This window comes from Modestobacter lacusdianchii (genome assembly GCF_054177765.1).
Map to the genome: position 1 here is coordinate 84303 of NZ_JBJJTJ010000004.1, position 15988 is coordinate 100290.

The 15988-nt window shown below is 74.9% G+C and carries 16 protein-coding genes and 1 tRNA gene; 12 read left to right on the forward strand and 5 right to left on the reverse strand.

Annotation, left to right across the window (positions count from 1 at the left end; all coding sequences use genetic code 11):
* Window positions 1-21 precede the first annotated feature (21 nt).
* The 8 genes from ACJTNH_RS04050 (at window position 22) to ACJTNH_RS04085 (ending at window position 7723) form a co-directional block, all read left to right on the forward strand.
* Complete coding sequence (locus tag ACJTNH_RS04050) at window positions 22-2166, forward strand: DEAD/DEAH box helicase (RefSeq protein ID WP_458172989.1); 2145 nt, start codon at window positions 22-24, stop codon at window positions 2164-2166.
* 73 nt (window positions 2167-2239) lie between these two features.
* Window positions 2240-2316: transfer RNA gene (locus ACJTNH_RS04055), tRNA-Met, on the forward strand.
* A 120-nt stretch (window positions 2317-2436) separates the two neighbouring features.
* Window positions 2437-3594, forward strand: a complete 1158-nt coding sequence (galT, locus tag ACJTNH_RS04060; RefSeq protein ID WP_458172990.1) for a galactose-1-phosphate uridylyltransferase — start codon at window positions 2437-2439, stop codon at window positions 3592-3594.
* Window positions 3591-4751 (forward strand): galactokinase, encoded by a 1161-nt coding sequence (gene galK, locus ACJTNH_RS04065; protein ID WP_458172991.1) that lies wholly within the window; start codon window positions 3591-3593, stop codon window positions 4749-4751. Before galT ends, galK begins: the two co-directional genes overlap by 4 nt.
* A 135-nt stretch (window positions 4752-4886) precedes the next feature.
* Window positions 4887-5174: a GNAT family N-acetyltransferase gene (locus ACJTNH_RS04070; RefSeq protein WP_458172992.1), complete on the forward strand. Its 288-nt coding sequence runs from the start codon at window positions 4887-4889 to the stop codon at window positions 5172-5174.
* A 122-nt stretch (window positions 5175-5296) separates the two neighbouring features.
* Window positions 5297-6166, forward strand: coding sequence for a polysaccharide pyruvyl transferase family protein (locus ACJTNH_RS04075; RefSeq protein WP_458172993.1), 870 nt, complete (start codon window positions 5297-5299; stop codon window positions 6164-6166).
* 82 nt (window positions 6167-6248) lie between these two features.
* Window positions 6249-7544, forward strand: a complete 1296-nt coding sequence (locus ACJTNH_RS04080; RefSeq protein WP_458172994.1) for a cytochrome P450 — start codon at window positions 6249-6251, stop codon at window positions 7542-7544.
* The gene (locus ACJTNH_RS04085; protein ID WP_458172995.1) at window positions 7541-7723 is read left to right on the forward strand and encodes a ferredoxin; all 183 of its coding nucleotides are present in this window, start codon (window positions 7541-7543) and stop codon (window positions 7721-7723) included. Before ACJTNH_RS04080 ends, ACJTNH_RS04085 begins: the two co-directional genes overlap by 4 nt.
* On the opposite strand, the gene ACJTNH_RS04090 is transcribed toward ACJTNH_RS04085, so the two are convergent.
* Window positions 7708-8583, reverse strand: coding sequence for a glycosyltransferase family 2 protein (locus ACJTNH_RS04090; RefSeq protein ID WP_458172996.1), 876 nt, complete (start codon window positions 8581-8583; stop codon window positions 7708-7710). The genes ACJTNH_RS04085 and ACJTNH_RS04090 overlap by 16 nt on opposite strands.
* A gap of 70 nt (window positions 8584-8653) precedes the next feature.
* Window positions 8654-8923: a helix-turn-helix domain-containing protein gene (locus tag ACJTNH_RS04095; RefSeq protein ID WP_458172997.1), complete on the reverse strand. Its 270-nt coding sequence runs from the start codon at window positions 8921-8923 to the stop codon at window positions 8654-8656.
* Between the two features lie 45 nt (window positions 8924-8968).
* On the opposite strand from ACJTNH_RS04095, the gene map reads away from it, so the two are divergent.
* Complete coding sequence (gene map, locus ACJTNH_RS04100; RefSeq protein ID WP_458172998.1) at window positions 8969-9739, forward strand: type I methionyl aminopeptidase; 771 nt, start codon at window positions 8969-8971, stop codon at window positions 9737-9739.
* 69 nt (window positions 9740-9808) lie between these two features.
* Here map and ACJTNH_RS04105 read toward each other — a convergent pair whose 3' ends face one another.
* Both ACJTNH_RS04105 and ACJTNH_RS04110 read right to left on the reverse strand, forming a co-directional pair.
* On the reverse strand, window positions 9809-10948 hold the full coding sequence (locus ACJTNH_RS04105; RefSeq protein WP_458172999.1) for a cystathionine gamma-synthase: 1140 nt from the start codon (window positions 10946-10948) through the stop codon (window positions 9809-9811).
* A complete protein-coding gene (locus ACJTNH_RS04110) occupies window positions 10945-12354 on the reverse strand; it encodes a cystathionine beta-synthase (RefSeq protein WP_458173000.1) in 1410 nt (469 codons plus the stop codon). Before ACJTNH_RS04110 ends, ACJTNH_RS04105 begins: the two co-directional genes overlap by 4 nt.
* Window positions 12355-12589: 235 nt before the next feature.
* Here ACJTNH_RS04110 and ACJTNH_RS04115 point away from each other — a divergent pair, with 235 nt between their 5' ends.
* The 3 genes from ACJTNH_RS04115 to ACJTNH_RS04125 all read left to right on the forward strand — a co-directional run bounded on the left by ACJTNH_RS04115 (window position 12590) and on the right by ACJTNH_RS04125 (window position 15023).
* Window positions 12590-13291 (forward strand): GAF and ANTAR domain-containing protein, encoded by a 702-nt coding sequence (locus tag ACJTNH_RS04115; RefSeq protein ID WP_458173001.1) that lies wholly within the window; start codon window positions 12590-12592, stop codon window positions 13289-13291.
* Window positions 13292-13355: 64 nt separating this feature from the next.
* Window positions 13356-14741, forward strand: a complete 1386-nt coding sequence (locus tag ACJTNH_RS04120; RefSeq protein ID WP_458173002.1) for an FGGY family carbohydrate kinase — start codon at window positions 13356-13358, stop codon at window positions 14739-14741.
* Between the two features lie 102 nt (window positions 14742-14843).
* Window positions 14844-15023, forward strand: a complete 180-nt coding sequence (locus ACJTNH_RS04125) for a hypothetical protein (RefSeq protein WP_458173003.1) — start codon at window positions 14844-14846, stop codon at window positions 15021-15023.
* Between the two features lie 10 nt (window positions 15024-15033).
* On the opposite strand, the gene hisN is transcribed toward ACJTNH_RS04125, so the two are convergent.
* Window positions 15034-15852 (reverse strand): histidinol-phosphatase, encoded by an 819-nt coding sequence (hisN, locus tag ACJTNH_RS04130; RefSeq protein ID WP_458173004.1) that lies wholly within the window; start codon window positions 15850-15852, stop codon window positions 15034-15036.
* Between the last annotated feature and the right edge of the window lie 136 nt (window positions 15853-15988).

Sequence of the window (15988 nt, forward strand, 5' to 3'; positions counted from 1 at the left end):
GGCATCTCAGAGGAGGAGTCTGTGGCTCGACGAGGCCAGTCCCCGACGGCCACTCGCCGTGGCGCCCCGCGGAACCAGCGGCGGGTCCGGGACGGCGACGTCGTCTCGGCGCTCGCCCGGATGGTCCGTGAGGTGGAGGCGGCCGTCCAGCGGGGCCGGGTCACGCCCGGGGTGCGCGCGAAGTTCGAGGTCGTGGCGCTGCTGGCGCGCGAGGAGCACACCCGGGTCCGCGCCGACGGGACGCTCAGCGAGGCCCGCCGGGGCGAGCAGCTCAAGCGCCTCGACGGGATCGGGACGATCCTCGCCAAGACCGCCGTGCGGCACCCCGCTCTCCTCGCGCTGCTGTCCGAGGACGCCGTCGTCTCCGCTGCGGCACGATCGCTGAAGCGGGAGCTGCTGGCCGACATCGGTCTGGAGGCGCCGGCCGAGGAGGTCGTCGCCCCGCAGCCCGTCGCCGCCCCGGTCGCCCCGGAGCGCCAGGTGGTGCCGCAGTCGGTGATCTCCCGGCAGATGGCGAACCCCTTCCTGGCACCGGACTTCTCCGCCGCCCGGCAGGACGCCCCCCGCCCGCGCCGGCTGGCCGGCTGGGAGCTGCTGGGCCCGCTGCTGAGCTCCTTCGAGCGTGCCGGGGGCGGTGCGCCGGCGTGCATGGCCCTCCCGGCGCCGTCCGACCGGTTCACCCCGATGGGCCGGGAGCTGATGCCGCACCAGGGGCAGGTCGTCGCGGCTGCCGCGGAGGGCCACCGGACCTTCCTGCTCGCCGACGAGCCGGGCCTGGGCAAGACGGCGCAGTCACTGCTGGCCGCCGAGGCGGCAGGGGCGTACCCGCTGCTCGTCGTGGTGCCGAACGTGGTCAAGACCAACTGGGCGCGCGAGGCCGGCCAGTGGACCCCGCACCGCCGGGCCACCGTGATCCAGGGTGACGGGGAGACGATCGACGGCTTCGCCGACATCGTGGTCGTCAACTACGAGGTGCTGGACCGGCATGTGGGGTGGCTGGGCGACTTCGGCTTCCGCGGCATGGTGGTCGACGAGGCGCACTTCATCAAGAACCGGACGTCGCAGCGCTCGCAGCACGTCCTCGAGCTCTCCGAGCGCATCCGGGCCCGCGGCGCGGATCCGCTGCTGATGGCGCTGACCGGCACCCCGCTGATCAACGACATCGACGACTTCCGGGCCATCTGGCAGTTCCTCGGCTGGATCGACGACAGCAAGCCGCTCGGTGCGCTGATCGAGGCGCTCGAGGAGACCGGGCTGACCCCCGCCGACCCCGGCTTCTACCCCGCCGCGCGGCAGAGCGTGATCGACCTGGGCATCGTCCGCCGCCGCAAGGTGGACGTGGCCGCCGACATCCCGGCCCGCCGCATCGCCGACCTCCCGGTCGAGCTGGACGGCCCGGCCGGCCGGTCGATCCGCGCCGCCGAGCGCGACCTCGCCCGGCGCATGGTGGAGCGCTACGAGACCGCGCTGGCCAACCGCCCGGCCGACGAGCGGGTCGAGGGCATCGACGCCGACCTGGTGCGCCGGGTGGCCCGGGTGGAGCTGAAGGACTCGACCTCGACGAAGGCGGGGGAGAACGTCTTCAGCATGATGCGGCGCATCGGTGAGGCGAAGGCCGGACTGGCCGCCGACTACGCGGCGCAGCTGGCCCGCAGCGCCGGCAAGGTCGTCTTCTTCGCCAAGCACATCGACGTCATGGACACCGCCGAGGCGACCTTCACCAAGCAGGGCGTGCGGTTCGCCTCCATCCGCGGTGACCAGACGCCCGGGGCGCGGCAGCGGAACATCGACGCCTTCGTCAACGACCCCGAGGTGGCCGTCGCCGTCTGCTCGCTGACCTCGGCCGGTGTCGGGCTGAACCTCCAGGTCGCCTCCGACCTGGTGCTGGCCGAGCTCTCCTGGACCGACGCCGAGCAGACCCAGGCCATCGACCGCAGCCACCGGATCGGGCAGACCGAGCCCGTGACCGCGTGGCGGATCATCGCCGCCCAGACGATGGACGCCCGCATCGCCGAGCTGATCGACAGCAAGGCGGGGCTGGCGGCCCGGGCCCTGGACGGGTCGGACGAGGAGCTCTCGCCGTCGGCCGACGTCCAGCTGGAGGCGCTCGTCGCGTTGCTGACCGACGCACTGGCCGCCCGGCAGGGCCCGCCGGTGGCCCTCTGACCGGGTCCGGGACACCACCCGTCCGGGGCCGGCTGCACGCCGTCCGAGGCGTGGGGTAACGTTCTCCCTGCGACGCGGGGTGGAGCAGCTCGGTAGCTCGCTGGGCTCATAACCCAGAGGTCACAGGTTCAAATCCTGTCCCCGCTACCAACCGGAGGGCCCGGTCACCGTCAAGGTGACCGGGCCCTCCGTCCGTGTGTGCGGGCGGGCTGTGCAGACTCTCCCTGCGGCCGCACCGGCCAGCGCAGGGCGACAGGAGGACCGACAGGGATGGACGCGGGACCGACGGCGGGACAGGCCAGCGGCGGGTCGCAGCAGTGGCCCGGCCGGGTCACCGAGCGCACCCTGGCCGACGGCCGGCCGATCCTCTACTTCGACGACCGGGCCACCACCGGGCCGGTGCACGAGACCGTCGACGTCCGGCCCCTGCCGGAGCCGCCGCACGCCGGGGAGATCCGCTACGACGTGCTGACCGGTGAGTGGGTGACCATCGCCGGCCACCGGATGAACCGCACGTTCCTGCCCAGCGCCGCCGACTGCCCGCTGGACCCGACGCGGGACCCCGAGCGGCCCACCGAGGTGCCGGACGGCGAGTACGACGTCGCCGTCTTCGCCAACCGGTTCCCGAGCTTCGCCCCGCTGACCGTCGGCCCGGCCGAGGACGGCCCCGCGGCGCCGTTCGGCCCCGCCGACCGGCCCGCCTACGGGCACTGCGACGTCGTCGTCTTCTCCAGCGACCACGACGCCGCCGTCGCCGACCTGCCGGCCGAGCGGATGCGCACCATCGTCGAGGCATGGGCGCAGCGGACGGCGGCGCACTCGGCCGAGCCGGGCGTGGCCGAGGTGTTCGTGTTCGAGAACAGCGGCCAGGAGATCGGGGTGACGCTCACCCACCCGCACGGGCAGGTCTACGCCTACCCGGTCGTGCCGCCGCGCTCCGGGCAGCTGCTCGAGCAGGCGCGCCGGCACCGCCAGGCGACCGGCGGCGACCTGCTGGCCGACGTGCTCGCCGCCGAGCGGGCCGAGGGCACCCGGGTGGTGCTGGACGGTGAGCACTTCACCGCCTACGTGCCCCGCGCGGCCCGCTGGCCGGTCGAGGTGCACCTGGCCCCGCACCGGGACGTCCCCGACCTCGCCGCGCTGGACGACGCGGAGAAGGCCGAGCTCGCCGTCGTCTACCAGGAGCTGCTGCGGCGGGTGAACCGCTTCCACCCCGGTGTCGAGCGGGTGCCCTACATCTCCGGCTGGCACCAGGCGCCCACCGGCGAGGAGCGGGAGCTGGGCCGGCTGCACCTGCAGCTGTTCTCGCTGCTGCGGGCGCCGGGCAAGCTCAAGTACCTGGCCGGCTCGGAGTCGGGCATGGGCGCCTGGATCAACGACACGACCCCGGAGCGGATCGCCGAGCGGCTGCGCGAGGTGGCGTCGTGACCGCCCGGGACCAGGCCGACCTCGCGGTCGCCGAGTTGCGCAGCGCCTTCGGCGTCGAGCCGGACGGCGTCTGGGCCGCGCCCGGGCGGGTCAACCTGATCGGTGAGCACGTCGACTACAACGGCGGGCGCTGCCTGCCGATGGCGCTGACCCGGGTGACCGCGGCGGCGGTGCGCCGGCGGGACGACGACCGGGTCCGGATCACCAGCACCGACCCCGACGCCGAGCCGTTCGAGGGCGCGCTGGCCGAGCTCGGGCCCGGCCAGGTGTCCGGCTGGGCCGGCTACGCCGCCGGCACGCTGTGGTCGCTGCAGCAGGCCGGGGTCGACGTGCCGGGCCTGGACATGGCCGTCAGCAGCGACGTGCCGCTGGGTGCGGGCCTGTCCAGCTCGGCCTCGCTGGAGGCGGCGGTGGCGCTGTCGGCCGCCGAGCTCGCCGGCCGGGCCGACGACGACGAGCTGCGGCACCTGCTGATCCAGGCCGCGATCCGGGCGGAGAACGAGGTCGTCGGCGCCGGCACCGGGGGGATGGACCAGACCGTCGCCCTGCTGGCCGAGGAGGGCTCGGCCCTGCTCATCCACACCCGTGACTTCCGCACCGAGCCGGTGCAGCTCGGGCTGGCCGAGGCCGGCCTGGAGCTGATGGTCATCGACACCCGGGTCAAGCACACGCTGGCCGACGGGCAGTACGCCAAGCGCCGCGCCGACTGCGACGAGGCGGCCCGCCAGCTCGGCCTGGAGTGGCTCAGCGACGCCACCCCGGCCGACGTCGAGCGGTTGAGCGACCCGCGACTGCAGGCGCGCACCCGGCACGTGGTCACCGAGAACCAGCGGGTCGACGAGGTCGTCGAGCTGGTCCGGGCCGGCCGGGTCGCCGAGATCGGCCCGCTGCTCGACGGCTCGCACACCTCGCTGCGCGACGACTACGAGGTGTCGGCCGTGGAGCTGGACGTCGTCGTCGAGGCCGCCCGTGCCGCCGGTGCCCTGGGCGCGCGGATGACCGGCGGCGGGTTCGGCGGTTCGGCCATCGCACTGATCCGCTCCGTCGACGCCGAGGCCGTCGGGGACGCCGTGGTGGCGGCCTGCCGCGAGCGGGAGCTGACCCTCCCGGGCATCCTCACGGTCACCTCGGGGCCGGCGGCCCGCCGGCTGTCCTGAGCAGGGGCCCCGCGCCCCCCGCCGCTCACGCCTCGCGGCGGGGACCTGCGAGGGGGCCTCGGACCACCGTTCGCGAGCTCGCGGCGGGCCGTCCCGGGGGGAACACCCCGGCGGGGACGGGAGTTCGGGAGGGGCATGGAGCCGACGGTCACCAACGCCCCCGAGGACAGCCGCTACGAGATCCGGGACGGCGACCGCCTGCTCGGTGTCGCCGCCTACCAGCGCCGCGGTGACCAGGTGGTGTTCACCCACACCGAGGTCGACGGCGGCGAGGGGCACTCCGGGCTGGGCAGCACGCTGGTCCGCAGCGCCCTGGACGACGTCCGCGCGCAGGGTGGCTCCGTCGTCCCGATGTGCTCGTTCGTGCGCGGCTGGATCGAGCGGCACCCGGAGTACCGGGACCTGGTCGCCGCCGAGTCCTGAGGCGGGCACGGCCGCCGCTGGGTCGTGAGGCGACAGGGGCGCCGCTGGGTCGTGAGGCGACAGGTCGCCGGGGGGCCTGAGGCAGCTGCAGGTGCGCGGAAGGCGCCTGAGAGGCTGGGGGCATGCGCGTCCTGGTCACCGGTTGGTTCAGCTTCGACGAGGTGATCGCCACCATCGGCGACGAGCTGGGGGCCGACGTCGTCGTCGACTGGCTCACCGAGGCCGGCGTCGAGCACGACGTGGCCTGGGCGCCCTACCTGCAGCGCGGCCCGGACTGGCGGGAGCTCGACCCGGCCGACTACACCCACCTCGTCTTCGTCAGCGGTCCGCTCTCGGACACCCCGCTGCTGCGCGAGCTGACCACCGCCTTCGCCGGTGCGCAGCGCTGGGCGGTCAACGTCTCGGTGGTCTCCGAGGCCGGCCGGGCGCTGTTCGACCAGGTCTGGGAGCGGGACGCCCCGGGCGTCTCCCGGCCGGACCTGGCGATCGGCACCACGACGCCGGACGTGCCCGTGGTGGCCGTCGCCTTCGCCCCGCCGCAGGAGGAGTACGGCGACCGCAGCCAGGCCGCCCAGGTGCGGGCGGCGATCGAGGGGTGGTTGGGCGCCCGGGCGATCCCGTGGTTCGAGCTGACCATGGACCTGTTCGAGAAGCCGCACGAGCGCTTCCCGCTGCAGGTGGAGGCGCTGATCCGCCGGGCGGACGTGGTGGTCAGCATGCGGCTGCACGCCCTCGTGCTCGGGCTGGCGCACGGCAAGCCGGTGATCGCCTGCGACGCCATCGCCGGTGGGGCGAAGGTGAGCGCACAGGCGGCGGTGCTGGGCTGGCCGATCGTGCTGCGGGCCGGTGAGGTCGACCCGACCACCCTGGACGCCGCCCTGGAGCACGCGCTGTCGGGCACGCTGGCCGAGGAGCTGGCCGGGGCCCGGGAGCGTGGCGCGGCGGGCAACGCCCGGGCGCGCGAGTGGTTCACCGGCCTGCTCGCCGGCTGACCCCGCTGCACGGGGGACTGTGACCTGTGCCACTACTGGGCTAGCGTCGGCGCGTCACGACCGTCGCTCTCGGGAGGCCCCCGTGTCGACTCCCACCCTGCGCCCCGACCCGGACGCCGTCGACCTCGACGCCGTCGACCTGTCCGAGCGGGTGTTCTGGGGTGAACCGCCCGAGGTGCGGCACGCGGTCTTCGACCGGCTGCGCCGGGAGCGCCCGTTCGCCTTCTTCGCCGAACCCGTCGTCCCCTTCATCGAGCCCGGTGCCGGTTACCACGCGGTGACCCGGTACGCCGACGTCGCGGCGATCAGCAGCCAGCCGGCGCTGTTCTCCTCGGGCGCCGGCGCGGTGTCGATCGCGGACATGCCCCCGGACCTCAACGAGTTCTACGGCTCGCTGATCAGCATGGACGACCCGCGGCACGGCAAGATCCGGCGGATCGTGGCCAAGGCGTTCACCCCGCGGGTGCTGGAGCAGCTGGTCGGCTCGGTGCAGGCGGTGGTCGACGACGTGGTGACCCGGGCGCGGCGCACCGCGGCGGACGGGGACGGCACCATCGACGTGGTCCGGGACCTCGCCGCGCCGATCCCACTGCGGGTCATCTGCGACATGATGGGCATCCCGGAGGGCGACCGGGCGATGGTGCTGGAGCACTCCACCGTCATCCTCTCCGGCGGCGACCCGGAGCTGGTGCAGGACGAGACGCTCATGGTCACCGCCTTCCTGCGGGCGGGGGAGGAGCTGGCCGGCCTGATGGCCCGGCTGGCCGCGCAGCGGCACGCGCACCCGGCCGACGACCTGACCACCGCGCTGGTCAGCACGGAGGTCGACGGCGAGCGGCTTACCCGCCAGGAGATCGCCTCCTTCTTCATCCTGCTGCTGGTCGCCGGCAACGAGACCACCCGCAACGCGATCTCCCAGGGCGTGCTCGCGCTGTCCGAGCACCCGGCCGAGCGGGACCGGTGGGCCGCCGACCCGGGCCTGACCCGCACCGCCGTGGAGGAGGTGGTTCGCTGGACCAGCCCGATCACCTGGATGCGCCGCACGGCGACCCAGGACGTCGAGCTGTCCGGCCAGCGGTTCCCGGCCGGGTCGAAGTTCCTGCTGTTCTACGGGGCGGCCAACCGCGACCCGGCGGTCTTCCCCGACCCGCACCGCTTCGACCTCTCGCGTGACCCCAACCCGCACGTCGGGTTCGGCTCGCGCGGCCCGCACTTCTGCCTCGGCGCGCACCTGGCCCGGCGCGAGATCGGTGTCGCCTTCCGGGCCTTCGCCGACCAGCTCCCCGACCTGGAGGTGATCGGGCCGCCGGCCCGGCTGCAGTCCTCGTTCGTCAACGGGCTCAAGCGGCTGCCGGCGCGGCTGACGGAGGCGGGATGACCCGGGTGGTGGTCGACCGCGAGGTCTGCATGAGCGCGGGGGTGTGCGAGCTGGAGGCGCCCGAGGTGTTCGAGCTGGACGCGGACGGTCGGCTCCAGGTCGGCGAGCCCACCGACCTGGCCGCGGTCGAGACGGCGGTGCGCGCCTGCCCGACCGGGGCCCTTCAGCTGCTCGACTGAGCCAGCGGCCGCAGGGCGGTGGCGAAGCCGAGCTCCACCTCCGCGGGCACCGGGCGCCGGCGGCGCAGCGCGGCCGGGAGCCGGCGGAGCACCCCGGCCAGCGCGGTGCGGGCCCCCCGGTCGCGCACGGCGCTGGAGGCGAGCCGGCCGGTGGCGGCCAGGGCCACCGGGAGGGGGCGGCGCAGCCAGTCGACCAGGACGTCGTTGCGGGTCTGCAACGCCCAGCGGGCGGGGCTCGGCCGGTCCGGGCCCGCCGGGTCGTGCCAGGCGACGACGTCCTCGGCGAACACCAGCTGCCATCCCGCGGCGGCGAGGTCGAGGGCGAGCAGGTGCTCCTCGCCGCCGAAGAAGAGGAAGGGGGAGAAGCCGCCGACGGCCAGGTGGGCGTCCCGGCGGACGACGGCGGCGAACGCCGGGAAGCTCAGCACCAGCGGGCCGGCGGGGGAGCGGCCCAGCGGCTCGGCACGGTGCTTGCGGGTGACGGCGTCCTCGGTGTCGTCGGCCGCCATCCGCACCCGCCCGACGACCACGGCCACCTCCGGGTGGGCGTCGAGCAGGTCGGCGGCCGCATCGAGGGAGCCCGGCTCCCACCAGGAGTCGTCGTCGGCGAAGGCCACGTAGCGGGTGCCGGCCCGCTCCACGCCGCGGTTGCGCGCCACCGCGCCGGCGTTGGCCGGGAGCTCGAGCACGTCGACCCGGGGGTGGGTGGCCCGTACGGCATCGGCGGTGCCGTCGGCGGAGGCGTTGTCGACCACGATCACCGGTGGGCCGCCGGGGGCGTCGAGCCGGTCGAGGGAGCGCAGCAGCGACTCGCGCCGGTCCATGGTGGCGATGACGACGCTCACCCGCTGCTGGTCCACGGTGACGAGCTACCCGTCCATCCGGCGGACGCACGTGGAGGCGGGCAACGGGGGTGTGCGACCGGCCACGTCAGGCGGTGAGCGCAGCGCCCTCGGCCGGGCCGTGCAGGGCGGCGACGAGGGAGTCCAGTGGCAGGTCGAGCGCGCCGGCCAGGGCGGCGACGGTGAAGAAGGCCGGGGTCGGCACACGGCCGGACTCGATCTTGCGCAGCGCCTCCAGGCTCACCCCCGAGGCGGCGGCGACCTCGGCGGGGGACCGCTCACCGCGCGCGGCGCGGAGCAGCGCACCGAGCCGACGGCCGCGCTCGCGTTCCTCGGGGCTCAGCGGCGGTCGGACCATGGCCGTGATAGTAATACCGGGATACCAATCCCGGAAGGACTCCAGATGATCGAGCTGCGCACACCCGGGGAGATCGACGCCATGCGCGCCGCCGGTGCGGTGGTCGCCGACATGCACGCCGCGGTGCACGCCCTGGCCGCGCCAGGGGTCCGGCTGACCGAGCTGGACGCCGTCGCCCGCCAGGTCCTCGCCGACGCCGGCGCGACCTCCCCGTTCCTCGGCTACGCGCCCCTGCGCAGCACGCCGCCGTTCCCCGGCGTGCTCTGCCTGTCGGTCAACGACGTCGCGCTGCACGGCACCCCGACGTCCCAGGAGCTCGAGGACGGCGACCTGCTCAGCGTGGACGCCGGTGCCACCCTCGACGGCTGGGTGGGCGACGCCGCCCGCACCTACCCGGTCGGCACGCCGCGGCCGGAGGACCTGCAGCTGGTCGAGACGACCGAGCGAGCGCTGGCCGCCGGCATCGCCGCCGCCGTGGTCGGCAACCGGATCGGTGACATCTCCGCCGCCATCGGCGCGGTCGGCCGGGCCGGGGGCTGCGGCATCAACACCGACCAGGGCGGCCACGGCGTCGGCCGGTCCATGCACGAGGCGCCGAGCGTGCCCAACGAGGGCCGGGCCGGTCGCGGCGTCCCGCTGCGCGCCGGGCTGGTGATCGCCATCGAGCCGTGGTTCCTGGCAGGTGGCAGCGACGACTACCGCGTGGACGCCGACGGCTGGACGCTGCGCAGCGCCGACGGCAGCCGCGCCGCCCACGTCGAGCACACGGTGGCCGTCACCGCCGACGGCCCGAGGATCCTCACCGCCCCGCGGTGAGCCGTCGTTGGTCACCCAGTGCGGTGTCCCGCTCGGGGAGACAGCACTGGGTGACCAAGGACGACGGCGTCAGGCCAGCGCCTGGTCCAGGTCGGCGAGGAGGTCGTCGACGTCCTCGATGCCGACCGACAGGCGGACCAGGTCGGCGGGCACCTCCAACGGCGAGCCGGCGGCGCTGGCGTGGGTCATCCGGTGCGGGTGCTCGATCAGCGACTCCACCCCGCCCAGCGACTCGGCCAGGGTGAACAGCTGCGCGCGCTCGCACACCCGCAGGGCCGCCTCCTCGCCCGCCCTCAGCCGGAACGAGATCATCCCGCCGAAGCCGGACATCTGCCTGGCCGCGATCTCGTGGTTGCGGTGCTGGGGCAGCCCCGGGTAGAGCACGTCGCCCACCGCAGGGTGCTCCAGCAGCCACTCGGCGATCCGGCCGGCGTTGGCGCTGTGCCGGTCCATCCGGACGCCGAGGGTCTTGAGGCTGCGCAGCACCAGCCAGGCGTCGAACGGGCCGTTGACCGCGCCCATCGCGTTCTGGTGGTAGGCCAGCCGCTCGCCGAGGTCGGCGTCGGCGACCACCAGCGCCCCGCCCACGACGTCGGAGTGCCCGCCGAGGTACTTGGTCGTGGAGTGGACGACGACATCGGCGCCCAGGGTCAGCGGCTGCTGCAGGTAGGGGCTGGCGAAGGTGTTGTCGACGACCAGCAGGGTGTTCGAGGCGTGCGCGATCTCGGCCAGCGCGGCGATGTCGGAGACGTTGAGCAGCGGGTTGCTGGGCGTCTCGCACCAGACCACCCGGACGGCCTCCGGAGCCACGGCGGCCCGGACGGCGTCCAGGTCGTTGAGGTCGACCGGGGTGTGCGTGACGCCCCACGGCTCGAGCACCCGGGAGATCAGCCGGTAGGTGCCGCCGTAGGCGTCCCCGCCCAGCACCACCTGGTCACCCGGCCGGCACACGGTGCGCAGCAGGGTGTCCTCGGCGGCCAGCCCGGAGGCGAACGTCATCCCGCGGGTGCCCTGCTCCAGCGAGGCCAGCGCGGTCTGCAGCGTGTCCCGGGTGGGGTTGGCGCTGCGGCTGTACTCGTAGCCGCCGCGCAGCCCGCCGACGCCGTCCTGCTTGTAGGTGGTGGTCAGGTGCACCGGTGGGATGACCGCGCCGGTGGCCGGGTCGGGCTCCTGCCCGGCGTGGATGGCCCGGGTGTTGAAGCCGGTCACGACTGACCCGCCGCGGCCGGGATGTCGACCAGGTGGCCGAGCACGTCCTGGCGGGTGACCACGCCGGCCGGCTTGCCGTCCACGTGCACCAGGAGGGCGTCGGCGTCGCCCAGCGCGCCGACCGCGGCCGACACCGGCTCGCCGGAGCCGATGATCGGCAGCGGGGCGGACATGTGCCGCTCCACCGGGTCGGCCAGCGTGGCGCGGCCGGTGAACAGCGCGTCCAGCAGCGTCTTCTCGGCGACCGAACCGACCACCTCCCCGGCGGTCACCGGGGGCTCGGCCTTGACCACCGGCAGCTGGCTCACGCCGTACTCGCGCAGGATGTCGATCGCATCGCGCACCGTCTCGGTCGGGTGGGTGTGCACCAGGTCCGGCGTCTCGCCCGCCCCGCCCCGTGCCTTGGCCGACAGCAGCTCGCCGACGGTCTCCCCGCCGGCCTCGGTGAGGAAGCCGTAGTCGGCCATCCACTCGTCGTTGAAGATCTTGTTCAGGTAGCCGCGGCCGCCGTCGGGCAGCAGCACGACCAGGACGTCGTCCTTGGTCAGCCGCTCGGCCACCCGCAGCGCCGCCACGACGGCCATCCCGCAGGAGCCGCCGACCAGCAGCCCCTCCTCGCGGGCGAGACGCCGGGTCATCGCGAAGGAGTCACCGTCGGAGACCGCGACGATCTCGTCGGCGATCGACTTGTCGTAGGCCTCGGGCCAGAAGTCCTCGCCGACGCCCTCGACCAGGTAGGGCCGGCCCGTGCCGCCGGAGTAGACCGACCCCTCCGGGTCGGCGCCGATCACCTGCACCCGGCCGCCGCTGGCCTCCTTGAGGTAGCGGCCGACGCCGGAGATGGTGCCGCCGGTGCCGGCTCCGGTGACGAAGTGGGTGATCTTCCCGTCGGTCTGCGCCCAGATCTCGGGCCCGGTCGTCTCGTAGTGCGACCGTGGGTTGTTCGGGTTCGCGTACTGGTCGGCCTTCCAGCCGCCCTCGGTCTCCCGGGCCAGCCGGTCGGAGACCGAGTAGTAGGAGCGCGGGTCGGCCGGGTCGACGGCGGTGGGGCAGACGTGCACCTCCGCGCCGTAGGCCCGCAGCACGTTGATCTTCTCCTGGCCGACCTTGTCCGGGCACACGAAGACGCACTTGTAACCGCGCGTCTGGGCGACCAGGGCCAGGCCGATGCCGGTGTTGCCGCTGGTCGGCTCGATGATGGTGCCGCCTGGTCGCAGCGCCCCCGACGCCTCGGCGGCCTCGATCATCCGCACGGCGATCCGGTCCTTCACCGAGCCGCCCGGGTTGACGTACTCGACCTTGGCCAGCACCAGCGGCGCGTCCGGCCCCAGGTGGGCGGTCACGGAGTTCAGGCGGACCAGCGGTGTGTCGCCGATCAGCTCGACGACGGACTCGGCGTACTGCACGGGGTCTCCTGCTCTGCGGGTGGGCCGGCGGCGGATCGCGCCCACCGGCTGACCCGACCATCCCACCAGACGCCCGCGGTGGCGACACCGTGGCAGGTGGCGCCCGGGACGGCTCGGTGTGCGGCCCGGCCCTTTACGGCGTATACGCTCGTCCGGCCGGTCGGGCACGGCCCCCGGCGAGGCGGACGTCGAACCAACGGCCGATCCGCCGCTGTGGAGAGGGACCCCCGGGACGATGGCCGAGAGCCTTGGCGCACTGCACCAGGAGCTGGCCGGCGTCGTCCTCGCGGGGCGGGAGCTGCCCGAGGTGTTGACCGAGATCGTCCAGATCTCCCGCCGTGCGATCCCCGGTGCCGAGGCCACCTCGATCACGCTCATCCGTGACGAGCGCGCCTTCACCGCTGCCTTCGACGGGCAGATCGCGATGGACGCCGACGAGCTGCAGTACGAGCGCGGGTACGGCCCGTGTCTCGACGCAGGGCGGTCCGGGGAGGTCTTCCGCATCCAGGACATGCGGCACGAGGACCGCTGGCCCGACTACGCACGGCAGGTCGCGGGGCTGGGGGTGCTCAGCTCGCTGTCTGTCCCGCTGCCCTTCCAGGGCGCCACCATCGGCGCGCTGAACAACCACGCCCGGCACCCCGGGGCCTTCGGCGAGGAGGACGTGACGCTCGGCGAGGAGGTGGCGGCCTTCGTCGCGATCGCCGTCGGCAACGCCGAGGCCGCCGCGCGGGCGACCAACGACGTGGCGAACATGCGCCAGGCGATGGCCTCCCGCGCGGTGATCGAGCAGGCCAAGGGCATCCTGATGGAGCGCTACAAGGTCACCTCGGAGCAGGCGTTCACCCTGCTGACCCACGCCTCGCAGCGCAGCAACGTCAAGTTGCGCGACGTCGCCGAGGAGCTGGCCGCCACCGGCGTGCTGCGCGGCAGCTGAGCCGGCGCGCGGTGACCTCGGGCCGAGGCCAGGATCGGGGCATGACGCAGCGCCCCGGCAGACGATGACCGTCGTCCTCGGCGCCGACCTGGGCACCAGTGGGCTGAAGCTCGCCGCGCTCGACCCGGACGGCGCGCCGGTGGCCGAGGTGGAGGCGGCCTACCCGGTCGACCGCCCGCAGCCCGGCTGGGCGGAGGCCGAGGTCGCCGGCTGGCGGCGTGCCCTGGACGACGCCCTGCTCGCACTGTCCGGGCAGCTGGGCGGCCGGACGGTGGCCGCCCTGGGCCTGTCCGGCCAGATGCACGGCGCCGTCCTGGTCGACGAGGCCGGGACGGCGCTCGCCCCCGCCCTGCTGTGGCCCGACCAGCGGGCGGTGAGCGAGCTCGACCGCTGGCGGGAGCTCCCGGAGGCGGACCGGGCGGCGCTGGCCAACCCGCTGACCCCGGGCATGACCGGGCCGATGCTGGCCTGGCTGGCCCGGCACCGGCCCGACCTGGTGCACCGCGCCGCGGCGGTGCTGCTGCCCAAGGACGCGGTGCGGGCCACGCTGGTGCCCGGCGCGGCCCCGGCGGTCACCGATCGCAGCGACGCCACGGCCACCCTGCTGTGGGACGTGCCCGGCGAGCGCTGGTCGCCGGCGGCCGTCGCGGCGGCCGGCGTCGATGCCGCCCTCCTGCCGGCGGTGCTCCCCGGGCACGAGGTGGTCGGTACGGCGCGGCTGCCGGTCGGCAAGGTGCCGGTGGTGGTCGGTGGCGCGGACACCCCACTCGCGCTGCTGGCCGCCGGCACCCGCGCCGGTGTGCAGGTCAACCTCGGCTCCGGCGCCCAGGTGATCCGGCCCGGGGTGACGCCGCGGCCGGTGCTCGACCCCGTCGTCCACTGCTACGCCGACGCGGGGGAGGGCTGGTACGCGATGGCGGCGCTGCAGAACGCGGGCACGGCCTGGAGCTGGGTGCAGTCGGTGCTCGGCCTGGACTGGACGACGTTCGTCGGCAGCCTCGCCGCGTCCCCGCCGGGGGCCGGTGGCGTGGTCTTCCGCCCCTTCCTGACCGGCGAGCGCGGGGGCGTGGCCGGACCGCAGGACCGGGGCGGGTGGACCGGGCTGTCGTCCGACACGACCCGGGCGGACCTGGCCCGCGCCGCGCTGGAGGGCGTGGCCTGCGCGGTGGCCGCCGGCCTCGACCTGCTGGAGCCACCCGGCGAGGAGCTGGTGGTGCTCACCGGCGGCGGTGCCAGGGACGCCGGCGTCCAGCAGTTGCTGGCCGACGTGCTGGGCCGGCCGGTGCAGCACGTCCAGGTGCGCAGCGCCTCCGCTGCCGGGGCCGCGGGGCTCGCGGCGCGCGGCGTGGGGGAGCACCTGGCTCCCCGGCGCGCGGCCGGACCGGTCGTCGAGCCGCGCGACCCGGCGGCGCAGGGGGTCCGGGCGCGGTGGGCCGGGGCGACCGGCTGAACCGGTGTCGCCGTGCGGAACGCCCGGGGCGCTGGCACCGTTGTCCGGCGATGAGCGGGGCCCACACCGGGCCCCACGTGCAGACGAGGGGGTGGACGCGTCATGGCGTCGCTGATGGGCAAGGTCATGCAGTTCGCGAACAGCCCGAAGGGCAAGCAGGTGATCCGTCAGGCGACGGAGAAGGCCCAGCAGCTGGCCAGCGACCCGAAGAACCGGGCGAGGATCGACGACGTGCGGCGCCGGCTGCAGGGCGGCCGGGGCGGCTCGGGCCCGGTGCGCTGACCGGTCCGGTTCACGCCGACGGCGCTCGTCCCTCCCGGGGGGCGAGCGCCGTCAGCACCTCGGGGTGCAGGACGCCGTTGCTGGCCACGGCGCTGCCGCCGGCCGGCCCGGCGTTGCCGTCCAGGTCGCTGAAGGTGCCGCCGGCCTCGCGGACGATCACGTCGAGGGCGGCCAGGTCCCACAGCGAGACCTCGGGCTCGCAGGCGACGTCCACCGCGCCCTCGGCCACCATCATGTAGCTCCAGAAGTCGCCATAGGCCCGGGTGCGCCAGACCGCCCGGGTCAGGTCCAGGAACGGGTCCAGCCGGCCGCGTTCCTCCCAGCCGGAGAGGCTGGAGTAGGACAGGCTCGCGTCGGCCAGGCTGCCGACCCGCGAGACGGTGCAGCGGGTGGCGTTCTCCAGCCGGCGGCCGGTCCAGGCCCCGGTGCCGGCCGCGGCCCACCACCGCCGGTTGAGCGCCGGGGCCGAGACCAGCCCGGCCACCGGGACGTCGCCGTCGAGCAGCGCGATGAGCGTGGCCCACACGGGCACTCCGCGGACGAAGTTCTTCGTGCCGTCGATCGGGTCGATGACCCACCGGCGGTCACCACGGCCGGTGCTGCCGAACTCCTCGCCGAGCACCGCGTCCCGGGTGCGCGCCCGGGCCAGCGTGCTGCGCAGCTGCTCCTCGACCGCGCGGTCGGCGTCGGTGACCGGCGTCAGGTCGGGCTTGGTCTCGACCCGGAGGTCCTGCGCGCGGAAGCGGTCCAGGCTGATCGCATCGGCCTGGTCGGCCAGTACGTGCGCCAGGCGCATGTCCTCGTTGTACCCCCGCTGGCCAGCCGTCATGGCCCGAACCTAGCGGTCGGGGGCCGCCCGACCCCCGACCACCACCGGTGACGTGCTGGACCGGCCTCTGCTCCGGAGCCGGCCCCGAGCGTGGTGACGTGCTGGAACGGCCCCCTTTCCAGGGGTCCGCCCCCAG

Excerpts from the sequence above, each read along its gene's own strand:
- galT (WP_458172990.1), top strand. The coding sequence starts at position 2,437 with ATGGACGCGGGACCGACGGCGGGACAGGCCAGCGGCGGGTCGCAGCAG.
- ACJTNH_RS04070 (WP_458172992.1), top strand. The coding sequence starts at position 4,887 with ATGGAGCCGACGGTCACCAACGCCCCCGAGGACAGCCGCTACGAGATC.
- ACJTNH_RS04075 (WP_458172993.1), top strand. The coding sequence starts at position 5,297 with ATGCGCGTCCTGGTCACCGGTTGGTTCAGCTTCGACGAGGTGATCGCC.
- ACJTNH_RS04085 (WP_458172995.1), top strand. The coding sequence starts at position 7,541 with ATGACCCGGGTGGTGGTCGACCGCGAGGTCTGCATGAGCGCGGGGGTG.
- ACJTNH_RS04095 (WP_458172997.1), bottom strand. The coding sequence starts at position 8,923 with ATGGTCCGACCGCCGCTGAGCCCCGAGGAACGCGAGCGCGGCCGTCGG.
- map (WP_458172998.1), top strand. The coding sequence starts at position 8,969 with ATGATCGAGCTGCGCACACCCGGGGAGATCGACGCCATGCGCGCCGCC.
- ACJTNH_RS04115 (WP_458173001.1), top strand. The coding sequence starts at position 12,590 with ATGGCCGAGAGCCTTGGCGCACTGCACCAGGAGCTGGCCGGCGTCGTC.
- ACJTNH_RS04120 (WP_458173002.1), top strand. The coding sequence starts at position 13,356 with ATGACCGTCGTCCTCGGCGCCGACCTGGGCACCAGTGGGCTGAAGCTC.
- ACJTNH_RS04125 (WP_458173003.1), top strand. The coding sequence starts at position 14,844 with ATGGCGTCGCTGATGGGCAAGGTCATGCAGTTCGCGAACAGCCCGAAG.
- hisN (WP_458173004.1), bottom strand. The coding sequence starts at position 15,852 with ATGACGGCTGGCCAGCGGGGGTACAACGAGGACATGCGCCTGGCGCAC.